This is a genomic window from Streptomyces sp. NRRL B-24085, from assembly GCF_001282115.1.
GTDB lineage: Bacteria > Actinomycetota > Actinomycetes > Streptomycetales > Streptomycetaceae > Streptomyces.
Window position 1 is genome coordinate 29,156 of sequence record NZ_LJBR01000161.1, and the last position, 12,476, is coordinate 41,631.

General features: G+C 69.5%; 9 protein-coding genes and 2 CRISPR repeat arrays. Of the genes, 5 read left to right on the top strand and 4 right to left on the bottom strand.

Annotated features, from left to right (window positions below):
• Nucleotides 1-67: 67 nt before the first annotated feature.
• From AOJ26_RS19105 to AOJ26_RS19125, 5 genes are read left to right on the top strand one after another with little or no spacing between them, the layout of a single operon-like run.
• Complete coding sequence (locus AOJ26_RS19105) at nucleotides 68-1,627, top strand: type I-E CRISPR-associated protein Cse1/CasA (protein WP_234358605.1); 1,560 nt, start codon at nucleotides 68-70, stop codon at nucleotides 1,625-1,627.
• Nucleotides 1,628-1,683: 56 nt separating this feature from the next.
• Nucleotides 1,684-2,229 (top strand): type I-E CRISPR-associated protein Cse2/CasB, encoded by a 546-nt coding sequence (casB, locus tag AOJ26_RS19110; protein WP_053849547.1) that lies wholly within the window; start codon nucleotides 1,684-1,686, stop codon nucleotides 2,227-2,229.
• On the top strand, nucleotides 2,226-3,560 hold the full coding sequence (locus tag AOJ26_RS19115) for a type I-E CRISPR-associated protein Cas7/Cse4/CasC (protein WP_053849525.1): 1,335 nt from the start codon (nucleotides 2,226-2,228) through the stop codon (nucleotides 3,558-3,560). Before casB ends, AOJ26_RS19115 begins: the two co-directional genes overlap by 4 nt.
• On the top strand, nucleotides 3,557-4,408 hold the full coding sequence (cas5e, locus tag AOJ26_RS19120) for a type I-E CRISPR-associated protein Cas5/CasD (RefSeq protein WP_053849526.1): 852 nt from the start codon (nucleotides 3,557-3,559) through the stop codon (nucleotides 4,406-4,408). The genes AOJ26_RS19115 and cas5e overlap by 4 nt, the downstream gene beginning before the upstream one ends.
• 50 nt (nucleotides 4,409-4,458) lie before the next feature.
• Nucleotides 4,459-5,124, top strand: a complete 666-nt coding sequence (locus tag AOJ26_RS19125; protein WP_306300068.1) for a type I-E CRISPR-associated protein Cas6/Cse3/CasE — start codon at nucleotides 4,459-4,461, stop codon at nucleotides 5,122-5,124.
• A 1,053-nt stretch (nucleotides 5,125-6,177) separates the two neighbouring features.
• Nucleotides 6,178-6,457: a CRISPR direct-repeat array (repeat unit 29 nt; unit sequence GTGCTCCCCGCACCCGCGGGGATGGTCCC).
• 77 nt (nucleotides 6,458-6,534) lie between these two features.
• A CRISPR array of direct repeats spans nucleotides 6,535-8,882; the repeat unit is 29 nt; unit sequence GTGCTCCCCGCACCCGCGGGGATGGTCCC.
• 374 nt (nucleotides 8,883-9,256) lie between these two features.
• On the opposite strand, the gene AOJ26_RS19130 is transcribed toward AOJ26_RS19125, so the two are convergent.
• The 4 genes from AOJ26_RS19130 to AOJ26_RS43505 all read right to left on the bottom strand — a co-directional run bounded on the left by AOJ26_RS19130 (nucleotide 9,257) and on the right by AOJ26_RS43505 (nucleotide 12,281).
• The gene (locus AOJ26_RS19130; protein WP_306300069.1) at nucleotides 9,257-9,814 is read right to left on the bottom strand and encodes an ATP-binding protein; all 558 of its coding nucleotides are present in this window, start codon (nucleotides 9,812-9,814) and stop codon (nucleotides 9,257-9,259) included.
• 211 nt (nucleotides 9,815-10,025) lie between these two features.
• Nucleotides 10,026-10,442: a hypothetical protein gene (locus AOJ26_RS19135; protein WP_053849528.1), complete on the bottom strand. Its 417-nt coding sequence runs from the start codon at nucleotides 10,440-10,442 to the stop codon at nucleotides 10,026-10,028.
• Between the two features lie 134 nt (nucleotides 10,443-10,576).
• Nucleotides 10,577-11,101: a hypothetical protein gene (locus AOJ26_RS19140; RefSeq protein ID WP_143663535.1), complete on the bottom strand. Its 525-nt coding sequence runs from the start codon at nucleotides 11,099-11,101 to the stop codon at nucleotides 10,577-10,579.
• A gap of 1,024 nt (nucleotides 11,102-12,125) precedes the next feature.
• Nucleotides 12,126-12,281 (bottom strand): hypothetical protein, encoded by a 156-nt coding sequence (locus AOJ26_RS43505; RefSeq protein ID WP_159044321.1) that lies wholly within the window; start codon nucleotides 12,279-12,281, stop codon nucleotides 12,126-12,128.
• Nucleotides 12,282-12,476 lie beyond the last annotated feature (195 nt).

Sequence of the window (12,476 nt, forward strand, 5' to 3'; positions counted from 1 at the left end):
ATCTCATCAGATAACTGTGGAGACTGAAGAAAGGATGCACGTGCCATTGTCCGGATTACCTCCGTCTTTGGCGGAGGACCTCCGTCCCCACTGGGACCCGCGCCGACAAGCATGCGTCCCGGCACTGATAACCGCCGGGCAAAGTACCTCGGTCAGCCTGGTCGACGCTCTGCGGCGCGCGGACGAGTTACTCGGCATCTCGGCAACCACCGCCGGGGAGACCGTCGCACTGCTGGAGTACCTCCTCGCCGTCTGCTACGCCTCCGGGGCGTGCCCCGCAAACATCGATGAGTGGCTAGACCAGGTGCACGACAGCAGCCCGCTGAACGGTGCCGCCGACTGGCTGGACAGCCGCCCAGACGAGCACTGGAACCTCTTCCATCCCTCGGAACCACTGGGCCAGAACGCTCTGCTAGCTCCTTACCTCGACGAACACGGAGCAGGCCCGGCACAGCTGGTGATCGAACACGCCGGGGACTACAACCTGTTCTTCGATCACCACCACCTCGAACACCCAACTCCTCTGCCCGCCGATGCCGCGTTCCGGGCGATGCTCACCCAGCACGTCTACGGACCCGGCGGCCGCGCTCGGATCTCCGGCAAGGACACCCTGGGCCCCACGATCACCAACCTGGCCGCCGGACGGCTCAGCACGCGCCTTCGCGTGTTCGCGCTGGGGCAAACCCTCGGTGACACGCTGCGGCTCAACCTTGTGCCGAGCAACACAGCCCCCGGCCGCTTCAACCGCACCTGGACAGTGGCTCCCCAGCCCCGCCGGGGCTTTCAAGCCAAGCCGTCGGGACGCCGGGTGGACGGGCCAGCCGACCTGCATACCGTTCTCGGGCGCTCGATCCTCATGCGACCGACCCGCACAGAAGACGGCCACCCTGCCGTCGACCGTGTCCTGGTGGCAGCCGGTGAGCTCCTGGAACCCCTGGCGGCTCACCACCTGCAGGACGCGGTCTACACGACTGCGGCGGACGGTACGGCGAAGCCCCTGCGGCCCTCCGCATCCCGGGCCCTGTGGCGTGAAGCGCATGCCCTGTACGCCGCTGTAGCGGAGCGGAACCACGGACCCGACCTCTACGACCGTCTCGCCCAGTTCAGCGGCCGCCGGCTCAACCTCTGGGCGGTCGGGCTGATCGCGAAACAGACCACGGTCCTCACCTGGGTCTCGGACACATTCCCCTTCGTGCCAGGCCGGGAGCGAGACCTGCGGTATGCCGCCGAGCGGGGCTCTCTGATTGCCGAGTATGTCGCCTCAAGCCTTTCCAGGGCGGCGTATGTCGCCTGGACGGTGACCTATCCCAACGCCAAGCCAGCCGACAAGGACGACCAGATCGCCCGGTTCGATGCGCGGCCGGAGCACTGGGCCCACGCCGCGGAGCCCTTCCACGTGCTGCTGGACGACACGACGGCAGCCGAGACGGAGGATCAGGTCGACGCGGCACTCGTCCAGTACGCGACCGTACTCGACGAGGCTGCCGGGCGCTTCCTGCGTAACCGGCTCGACTCGCTGCCCGCCAACTCGCGCGGCTATCAGGCACGCGCGCAAGCGGTTCGCCGCCTAGCCGGCGACCTCACCGGGCCCAAGGCCCCTGATGAACTGAAAGGGGACCGCAGGTGATCGCCGACGCGCCGGGCGGTGGAAACCGCACCACGATCGCTGGCGAGACAACCGGCATGCGTGAGCCCTCGCGCAGCGAACTGCTCACGCAGTGGCTGGTCGCTCTGGTCAGCAGCCGCGACTACGGAAAGCTTGCCGAGCTGCGACGGCCCACCATCAGCCAGAACGCCCACATCGAAGCCGGCTGGTTCGACCCGCGACGTCGTGAGGTGTTCGAGCAGGTGGCCTTCCTCTTCGCCGTCTACCACCGGGGGGCCGTCGAACCGTCGAGAGGCTACGGAAGCCTCGGGGCGGCTGCCCGCCGGATCGGCACCAGTGTCGGACGTGGTCCCGACGACGCAGGCGCCAGCCGACTGATGGACCGCATCGTCGCCAGCCGTCGGCCTCCCCTGCGACACCTTCAGCACGCCATCACCCGGCTGCGCTCGTGCGACCAGCAGCCGCCCTCCTGGTCACGGCTCGCGGACGACCTGGCCCGCTGGACCGACCGTCAGGCCCGCGTCCGTTACCAGTGGGCCGTCGACTTCCATGCACCACCGCCGAGACGCACGGCCAGGGACAACAGGACCGCCACCACGACGAACACGAAGGACACACTGTGAGCACCCACGTTGGCCCGGCCGGGCACCAATTCCTCTCACTCCACCTGTTGGAGACCCTCGCCGCGGTGCTCCCCGTCCGGGACGAGAACGGCGCCCCGAAGTCCATCGTGTACGGGGGCGTGGAGCGCCACATGATCACCAGTCAAGCGCGCCGCCGCGCCGAAAGGGTGTACTCGCGCGATCGGGCAAACGCCCAGAAGGGGCCGCTGGCCGGCCACACCATGGGTGTCCGCACCCGTGAATGGGCGCTGATGACCGCTCGCGCCCTGGAATCTCGGCACGGCTGGCCCAAGGAGCAGGCGCTGCCGACGTCGCGCGCCGTTCTGCAGGCCATCGGACTCAAGTTCGGCGACCCGGCCAAGCCCACCGTCGCCAACCTGACCAAAGTGCTGCTCTTCGCCCCCGCGGACGCAGGCGACCGTATCGCCGACCACATCCACGCCGAACAGGTGACGATCGGCGCCTGGGCGGAGCAGTACATCGCGCAGTCCGAGACGACGGCAGCCACAAAGAAGGGGCGGCGCAAAAGCACCCGACAGGAAGAAGCGAGCACGGACCCAACAGACGGTGCCTCCGAGGCCGCCGATGCCAAGCTTCCCAAGCTGCCGAAGGCGACCCGCAACGCAGTGCTCACGGCTCTCGCTCCCCGCGACGCGATCGACATCGCGCTCTACGGCCGCTTCCTCGCCGAAATCCCGGACTCGCCCAACGTCGATGGAGCCATCCAGAGCAGCCACGCCTTCACCGTCCACGAGGCCGAGCACACGGACGACTTCTATGCCGCCGCCGACGATGCCAAACTCGCCCGCAAGAGCAACGCCCTCGACTTCCTCGACGCGGCCGACGACTCCGGAGCCGGCATGACGGGCTACCAGGCCCTCATCTCCGGCACCTTCTACCGCCACGCCGTCCTCGACCGACGCAAACTACGGCACAACCTCCGCGCAGCGGGCATGTCCGAACCGGACGCCGAGTCCGCCGCCACCGCTGCCGAAGCCGAATTCGTCAGCTCCTTCGTCAACGCCTTCCCCGAGGCCAAGAAGAACTCGACCGCCTCGACGGGAGTGCTGCCCGCCCTGGTCCTCGCCTTCAACGGAGGCCGCCCCTTTAACTACGCCGCCGCTTTCCAAAAGCCCATCGACGAAATCTCCGACGGAGGCCCCGCAGGAGAACTCGCCGTACGCCGGCTCCTCGCCCACCACGACTTCGTCTGCCGACGACGCGACGACATCACCGCAGGCCGCGTCCTGACCTACGACCCCGCCATCCACGCCGTCCTGCAGGAACTGGGGATCAAGGACGTGGAGTCCGTCGAGGAGCTCACCACGTGAGCGAGCACGTCTTGCTCATCAGGCTCGCCGCCCCGCTGCAGTCCTGGGGAACGGTCTCCCGGTTCTCCCGACGCGACACCCACAACCGGCCAACGAAATCCGGGGTGATCGGCCTGTGCGCCGCAGCCCTCGGGCACGACCGGGCGGAAGACCTCGACGACGATCTCATCACAGCCCGCTTCGGCGTGCGCGCCGACCACCCCGGCAGCCCGGTGCGCGACTACCACGTCGTCGGAGCCGGCAGATACCCCGTCCGCCCCCGTGACATCATCACCGACCACCGCCTGGCGGCCGCGCTAGCCGCCGACCTGGCGAACACCGACGGCACGGCATTCGGCCACCACGAGCTCGCCGGCTGGTACGGAGCGCCGAAATACGTCATCACCGAACCGGATTCAGGCGCTCTGGTCTCCAAGCAGCTCTCCCGAGGCGCCCTCGTCACCGAACGCTGGTACCTCGCCGACGCCGCGTTCGTGGCCGCGCTGCAACACCCCGACCGGGCCTTTCTCACAAAGATCGCCGCAGCTCTGGAAAACCCGAAACGCCTGCTGTGGCTGGGCCGCAAATCGTGCCCACCCTCCGGAACGCTGGCCGGCCCCCTAAGCAGCGGAACCATCGAAGACGTCTTCCAGTCCACCGCCCTCCTGCCCTCCCAGAGCGTCGGGCCACAACCCTCCCCCCGCCCCTGGGCATGGGTTGAAGCAGCACCGGGCGCCCCAGCCGCAACCCCCGTCCAGGACCAGCCCGTCACCTTCGACGCAGACCATCGCGCACACACCACGCGGTGGGAGACCCGAACGCGCGTCACCATCGCCGAGAACGCCACCGAATGGGACGTCATCCCGTGACCAAACCCCCTGCTGCCGCCCGCTTCGTTGCCACACACAGCGTCCTGACCATGGATGCCCGGCACCCGTACACGGCCAAGTCCCTCGTCGACGCCCAGGACATGCACCGCACCGTCATGAGCGGCTTCCGCGGCTGGGTCGAAGACGGCGCCCCCGACGCCCGCGCCCAGATGGGGGTACTCTCCACCTGGTCCGTCGACCTGAAGGCCGGCACCCTCGTCCTGGTCGTGCAGTCCAAAGTCCCCGGAGACTGGGCAGCCATACCCCGCGGCGTCCTCACCGACAAACCACACGTCATCACCGTCGACCGCACCCTGCGGGCCGGCGACGCCCTCACCTTCCGCACAGTCGTCAACCCCACACACAACCGTCCAACCGGACCGCCAGCCCCAGACCGCCCGCGCGGCAAACGGACCGCTCACACCCGCCCCGACCACGTCAAAAACTGGTTCGTACGCCGCCTGCAACCTCCCGGCCAACCACGCCAAACACCCGACGGCCTCACCCGCATCGGCGCTACCACCGAAGAACAGACCCTCGCCGTCCGGATGCTCCCCACCATCACAAGCCCCGGCCCCCACAAAGGCCTGCGCATAGTCCGCGCGGAAATCCGGGGCACACTCACCGTCACCGACCCCGTCGCCCTCGTCGACGCCATGACCCACGGCATCGGACACGCACGGGCATACAGCTGCGGACTACTCCTCACACGGTAAACACCCGTCAGCGGAACCACCCCACGCACCTGCGAGGGTGGTCCTTGAGGCACCAGCTCCCGCACCCGCACCCGCACCCGCACCCGCACCCGCACCCGCACCCGCGGGAATCATCCCGTCCTTGCCTGTAAGGACGCGAACATCTGGACCCGCGCCCCACGTCGGCGCGGATGGCCCCGCGGAGAACGACTTCACCGCTTCATGAGCGGACTGCTCCCCGCACCGCGGGGATGGCCCCTTCACCGAAACCCCAGTCGACACCGTCACCGACTGCTCCCCGCGCCCGCGAGGATAGTCCCACCTCCAGTGCGGCGGGCTTCTCTTCCAGCGCCTGATCCCTGCATCTGAGGGGATGGGTCCCGCGTAAAGCCGCTGGTTGACCGCAGGTGGGCTGCTCCCCGCGCCAGCGGGATGGCTCCTACGGCGCCGGCCCGCAGAAGGTAGCGGACATCGACTCCCCCGCGACCGCGGGGATGGTCCCCTGACCGACGTACCAGATCGAGAAGGCGTGCTCCCCGCGCCCGCGGGGATGGTCCCCTCGCGGCGGACAGGCTCCCGATTCCGGAACTGGGCTTCCCGCGCCCGCGGGGATGTCCCTGCCCGTCTGCGTCCGCATACACCTCTGCGCCGTGCTCCTCGCGCCTGCGGGGATGATCCCCCGGCCATCGACGACCCGCGGTCCTGGTTCGAGTGCTCCCCACGCCCGTGGGCATCGTCCCACGGGCGCCCGCCCCCCACCAGGGCGACGAGGTGCTCCCCGCGCCTGCGGGGATGGTCCTCAGTTCCAGCTGACCAACGTGGGCAACGAACTCTGGTCCCGCACTCGCGGGGACGCTCCCCAGCAGCGGCGTAGACGGGAACCGTCCGTCTAGTGCTTCCCCGCACCTACGGGGATGGTCCCGTGACTACCGCTTTTGCACCTTGCTGTGTGAGCTGCTCCCCGCTCCCGGGGGACGGCCCCGACGTGCGCTCGGGTACATGTTGGGGGCGCCCCCTGCTCCCCGCGCCGGCGGGATGGTACCCACCTGTGTTTGGAAGAGACCTCCACCCCGTGTGCTCCCCGCACCCGCGGCGATGGTCCCGCGGATCCAGGACGGCGTCATCACCACCCAAAGTGCTCCCCGCACCCGCGGGGATGGTCCCCCAGCGTGTGGGAACGCAGTTCGACTGCCGTCCTGCTCCCCGCACCCGCGGGGATGGTCCCGGGCCCTCCGGGCTCGTCGCGCACGACCCTCGGTGCTCCCCGCACCCGCGGGGATGGTCCCGCCCTCAAGACGGCGGGCGGCGGCGTCGGACAGTGCTCCGGCTCCCCGCACCCGCGGGGATGGTCCCGTCCCGGTTCCCGCGTTGCAGGTGGCGGTGAGCTGCTCCCCGCACCCGCGGGCTCGGATCCGGCTACGCGCACTCACGGTGCTTCCCGCACCCGCGGGGATGGTCCCACCCGGGTCGAGGTCTGCCAGTCGTTGCCGATGTGCTCCCCGCACCCGCGGGGATGGTCCCGCCTCTCTGACCTCGTCAGACAACTCGATCTTGTGCTCCCCGCACCCGCGGGAACGGTCCCGGCTCGGCACCGGCCCTCGTGATGTCCTTGATGTGCTCCCCGTACCCGCGGGGATGGTCCCTGCCGGGCTGCCGCCTGGAGACCGTCCCCGAAGTGCTGCCCGCACCCGCGGGGATGGTCCCTGCTGGGGCGCGCGCTTCGGTGCCGCTTCTCGGTGCTCCCCGCACCCGCGGGGATGGTCCCACGCCCTGCTTCAGGGCGTCCGTGGTCTGTTCGTGCTCCCCGCACCCGCGGGGATGGTCCCTGGGCTTTCCGTGACTCGGAATCGGGGCCCTTGTGCTCCCCGCACCCGCGGGGATGGTCCCACCGGCAGCCTGCTGGAGCTCTCCAGGCGCCTGTGCTCCCCGCACCCGCGGGGATGGTCCCCCGCCGAGGTCGGTCGGCTGCGCGGCGTCCGTGTGCTCCCCGCACCCGCGGGGATGGTCCCCCGCAGACCTTCACGGTGACCCGCTCGGTCAAGTGCTCCCCGCACCCGCGGGGATGGTCCCCGTCCGCCCTGGCGGCTGAACCAGACAAGCTCGTGCTCCCCGCACCCGCGGGGATGGTCCCCCGAACCCCGCGCTGTACATCACGCTGAACTAGTGCTCCCCGCACCCGCGGGGATGGTCCCCCGCAGACCTTCACGGTGACCCGCTCGGTCAAGTGCTCCCCGCACCCGCGGGGATGGTCCCGACGGCGTCATGGGCGGGACGACCTGGCCGCGGTGCTCCCCGCACCTGCGGGGATGGTCCCGGCACCGCACCCATCGCCGCCGTCCTCGGCGCGGGCTCCCCGCACCCGCGGGGATGGTCCCCTGCCGGCGACCTCATCACCGCCGCAGGTCTCGTGCTCCCCGCACCCGCGGAGATGGTCCCCCTGGAGAGTGCCGAGGTCGATGCCCAGGTGTGTGCTCCCCGCACCCGCGGAGATGCTCCCGCATGTCCCGGCTGTGACCGTGACGGCGTGGCGTGCTCCCCGCACCCGCGGGGATGGTCCCCTGCCTGCCCGGGCGGAGGTGCCGGTGCCCATGTGCTCCCCGCGGCCGCGGGGGTGGTCCCAAGTCCGGGCCGTCCGACGCCGCCTCGGCCACGTGCTCCCCGCACCCGCGCGGATGGTCCCCCGCCCCACTTCACGAACATCGCGAATTCCCCGTGTTCCCCGCACCTGCGGGGATGGTCCCCCGCACTACATCGGGAGCATCACGCCCAAGCCGTGCTCCCCGCACCCGCGGGGATGGTTCCACCGCCTGGCTGAAGGATCCCGGCAATCCGCAGTGCTCCCCGCACCCGCGGGGATAGTCCCGTGCCGGAAGCGGCGGCCTTCTCCTCCTCCAGGTGCTCCCCGCACCCGCGGGGATGGTCCCACCGCCTGGCTGAAGGATCCCGGCAATCCGCAGTGCTCCCCGCACCCGCGGGGATAGTCCCGTGCCGGAAGCGGCGGCCTTCTCCTCCTCCAGGTGCTCCCCGCACCCGCGGGGATGGTCCCTGGATGCTCACTGGTCCCCCTAGAAGGGCGGTGTGCTCCCCGCACCCGCGGGGATGGTCCCAGCACGAACTCCGGCGGCACAGCAGGCGTCGCGTGCTCCCCGCACCCGCGGGGATGGTCCCAGCTCGCGAAGGATCGTCCCGGCCCGGACGGTGTGCTCCCCGCACCCGCGGGGATGGTCCTCCCATGCGGGTTGCGATCGCCGGTATCCCTTGGTGCTCCCCGCACCCGCGGGGATGGTCCCTACAGGATCCGGCGGCGCAGTGTGGACGCCAAGTGCTCCCCGCACCCGCGGGGATGGTCCCAGCGCGACGGACATGTTGGGTCCTTATCCGGCGTGCTCCCCGCACCCGCGGGAATGGTCCCCGACAGGTGGAGGACGCGGAACGGGCTCTGGGGTGCCCCCCGCACCCGCGGGGATGGTCCCCCGGCGTCGAGTTGGGCGCCGATCTCGCGTGCGTGCTCCCCGCACCCGCGGGGATGGTCCCTCCCCGCCGCCGGCGGAAGCGCCGAACTCCCGGTGCTCCCCGCGCCCGCGGGGATGGTCCCGAACTCGCCCCACTCCTCGTTCGTGGGGTCGAGTGCTCCCCGCACCCGCGGGGATGGTCCCGGGCCGTTGTCGTCGCACAGCAGCAGCTCGCCGTGCTCCCCGCACCCGCGGGGATGGTCCCCCTCAGACGTTGAGTCAGCACGAGACCGGTGAGTGCTCCCCGCACCCGCGCGGATGGTCCCGGGTCGTCCACCCCGACGAGGTGGTCGAGGTGGTGCTCCCCACACGCGGGGATGGTCCCAGTGTGGCGTCGCGGAAGGTGAGCGTGCCGTTGTGCTCCCCGCACCCGCGGGGATGGTCCCGTGCCGCCGCTCGACTTGCCGAGCTGGTGTGTGTGCTCCCTGCACCCTCGGGGATGGTTCCCACGTCGCCGATCCGTGTGACGTGGAGCGTGGGTGCTCCCCGCACCCGCGGAGATGGTCTCTTCGAGTGGACGCGCACGGACATCCCGCACCCGTGCTCCCCGCACCCGCGGGGATGGTCTGTCGGCGACGCTTGAAATGTGAGCCGATTCCGGCGGGTGAAAAATGACCCCCTGCTGCGTCAGTTGATGTTGGTCATTCCCCGGTGTTGGCGTCGGGAACCCGTCCGAGGTCGCGGCCGCGCATACGATAGCTGTCGCCCTTGAGCGAGATCATCGCGGCGGCGACGGTGTCGTCGCCGAAGACCTCGCCCCAGCGCCCGAAGGGCTTGTTGCTGATCACGATCACCGAGGCGCGTTCGTAGCGGCCCGAGATGAACTGCGAGAACAGGTTCGCGGCCTCGGGCTCGAAGGGGATGTAACCCACTTTGTCGACCACGATCAGCGGGATCCGTCCCAGCCGGGTCAACTCGTCGCTCACACGCCCTGCTTGATGGGCTTCGGCGAGGCGGGTGACCCACTGAGCGGCGATGCCGAAGGCGACCCGGTGACCGGTCTGGCAGGCCCGGATGCCGAGCCCGGTGGCGAGGTGGGTCTTGCCGGTGCCGGGCGGCCCCAGAAAGATCACATTCTCTTTTCCGGCGACGAAGTCCAGCGTTCCCAGATGGGCGATGACCTCGCGTTTCACGGACCGCTGGTGGTCGCAGTCGAAGTCCTCCAGCGACTCGCGGGAGGGGAAACGGGCCGCGCGGATGCGTGTACGCCGACAACCTCCTCATCGTCCAGCGAGTCGAGCCAGACGCGGACCATCTCCGTCTCGGACCCCTCTGGGAAAGGAGCGAGCCTCAATGAGCCCGACACGGACGACGACAGCAGCAATCCTCTCCCCCTGAGTCAACGCGTCAGCCGCGAGCCGTGGCACCGCCTGCGGAAGCGGGGCAACCGCCTTGACAACACAACAACCACTAGCCGCCCAGACTCTCCACCATCTTCAGCTTGTCGAACTGGCCGTCCTTGCTGGTCCACCCCAGACCATCGATGGCCTTGGCCGCCAACAATGCGGTGTAGTCGTCCTCCGCCAGCGGCTTGCATGCCCCAGGCCGGCCCTTCCCGCCCGCCTTGCTCTTCTTGTCGAGCGCGTCGAATGCATCGTTGGCGACGCTCTCGTACCCGGAACGGACCATGTCCGCGAGTGTCTTGTCGAGCGCGGCGACCCGCTTCTTCGCTTCGCTGACAGTCGGCTTGTCGGCGGAATCGCCTCCGGTCCGCGCGGTGAGTGCGGCAGCGCAGTCGCTGGCTTTGTCACCGTCGGACTTCGAGCATCCGGCGGCTGCCACGGCGAGCAGGCAGGCGGCCGTGAGCAGGGTGGTGGTGCGGCGCATGGTTCCCCCAGAGTTGTGCGAGCCGAAGGCGGCATCATGCTCGGCGCCGAGTGCGGGCGGGGTCGGTGTGTCCGTCTTGTGACACCGGAAGGATGACCCCAGGATCCGGCAGGGAGTTCGCGAGGCACCGTCTCTTACTCCGCAGCAGCCTCCGCAGGCTCTCCCGGACGGTGCATGCGCGCCATCCCGGTCAGCGGGGCCCTGATGTTCCAGCCCGCACGGAACAGGTCGCTCTGCAACTCCTCGATCTCCTTCGCCAGGCTCTCCATCTTCCCGATGGTGATCGGCGTAACGGAGTGGCCGAGCGTCTTACGGACCGGCCTCATCGCTTCAAGACCGTTACCGTCCTCGGCCTGCATGAACAGCGAGTGGACTACCGTGTTGCGCTTGTCCTTCAGCGCCTTCGCCCGGGTCAGGCAGTCCTTCACGTCGGCCAGGGCCGCGGGATCGTCGTGGTTGTAGCACTTCAGCGCCAGCTCGCAGAGCTCGATCAGTCGGGCGGTGCCCTCAGCGTTGGCGAGCACGAGCAGCGTCGGTTCGAAGGCCAGGCTCCCGAGCAGGCTGTGCAGGTGACGGTCGAGGTGGGCGCCGGCAACGGTCACCCGGCCGACGGCCTCAAGAAAGGGATCCCGCTCGCGAGGGGCAGCTTCGTTGGTCATGGCGGGCATGCTACGACTGCGGATCAGGGCAACGCAGGCGATTTTGGACAGGTCACTCGCTACCCCGTAACCGCATAGGGGATGCGGTGTGCTGGCTGTGAGCTGCTATTTTACCCGACGGATGGCACGCGCTTGGCACGACCAGGGCCTGCGGAGGTGGGGTCAGTCCGCCTCTTGATCGGACGGCCTCAGCTTGGAGCACGTGGGGCCGAGACGTAGATCGCGTTTGGCGGCCGCCCGACGACCGTCGGCGAAGATGCCCCTGAGGGCCGCAGCCTGCTCTGGGCTGAGCGGGGGTGCTTCGTCAACGATCTTTCTGATCTTCTCCATGCCCGTTCGGCCGAGGGTTGCTTCAGCTTGCGCCATGGAGAACGGCAGAGGACACGAGCATTCACCGGCGGGGCTTACCGTCATCGGTCGCCCCTGGGGATCTCACCGCTGGGCCGGGTCATGATTCGGCGGAGCTGCTCGACGAGTTCGTCGCTCGGCTTCGGGGTTTCCTTCACCCGGGCGCGGATGGAAGCGACGATCTCGGAGCCGAGGATCGCGAGGCGCTCTGCGTCGGTCGTGCGGCGACCAAACCCGACCGGCCCTCCGTCGCTTTCGCCTCGTGCCAGGCCTGCACTTCGCGAGGTCGTAGCGGCGGCCCTGGCCGGCGAACGGCTCGTCGGGCATACCGGCCTTCCGCCATTGGTCGATCTGCCAGGTCGAGACGCCGTAATACGTCTCGACCTCGCGCTCGGTGAGGAGGGGGACGAGGCCGGCCGGGAGGCGGACGCGACATTCAGCCTTCGTGCTTCGGACGAGATGACTCATGCCTCATGGCTGTCCGGCCGATAACGGTGCTGCTCCGCCTGATCGTGGTGTTTGCCCGTGCGGATGGCTCAACGGGCGCCTGTGGGTCGGGCGTGTACCCGCCCGAAGGTGAAGGCGGGCATTGTCGTTCGGTGTCGCCATACTGGCGGGCGCGACGGGGCCCCGGCCTCCCTGTCGGCATCGGGGAGGGCGGGGCCCCGGTACCGCACTACGCCATGGCGTAGGCCACGGCGTAACCGATCACACTGACGGCCACCGCGGACAGCCCGAGCGCTGCGCCTTGCTGCTTGGCGACGTTGCCGAGGTACGCACTCCCAACCAGGGCAACCACCATGGCCACGGCCGCCTTCTCCTTCTTCGACATCTCCTTCACCTCCCTCCACGCAGAGTTGGAGGGAAGGATGACAGGTGGGTCTGACATTGCTGCTGGTACTCAGGTTCTGACGGCCGTGGCTCGGGGTCTGGCTGACCGAGTAGCGCGGCGGGACCTCAGGTCTAGAGGGACCAGACGCTTGCCCCGGTGCTCCCGACCAATCCGATGCGCGCGAGCGCGAGCGGT

Excerpts from the sequence above, each read along its gene's own strand:
- casB (WP_053849547.1), top strand. The coding sequence starts at position 1,684 with ATGCGTGAGCCCTCGCGCAGCGAACTGCTCACGCAGTGGCTGGTCGCT.
- AOJ26_RS19125 (WP_306300068.1), top strand. The coding sequence starts at position 4,459 with ATGGATGCCCGGCACCCGTACACGGCCAAGTCCCTCGTCGACGCCCAG.
- AOJ26_RS19135 (WP_053849528.1), bottom strand. The coding sequence starts at position 10,442 with ATGCGCCGCACCACCACCCTGCTCACGGCCGCCTGCCTGCTCGCCGTG.
- AOJ26_RS19140 (WP_143663535.1), bottom strand. The coding sequence starts at position 11,101 with ATGACCAACGAAGCTGCCCCTCGCGAGCGGGATCCCTTTCTTGAGGCC.
- AOJ26_RS43505 (WP_159044321.1), bottom strand. The coding sequence starts at position 12,281 with ATGTCGAAGAAGGAGAAGGCGGCCGTGGCCATGGTGGTTGCCCTGGTT.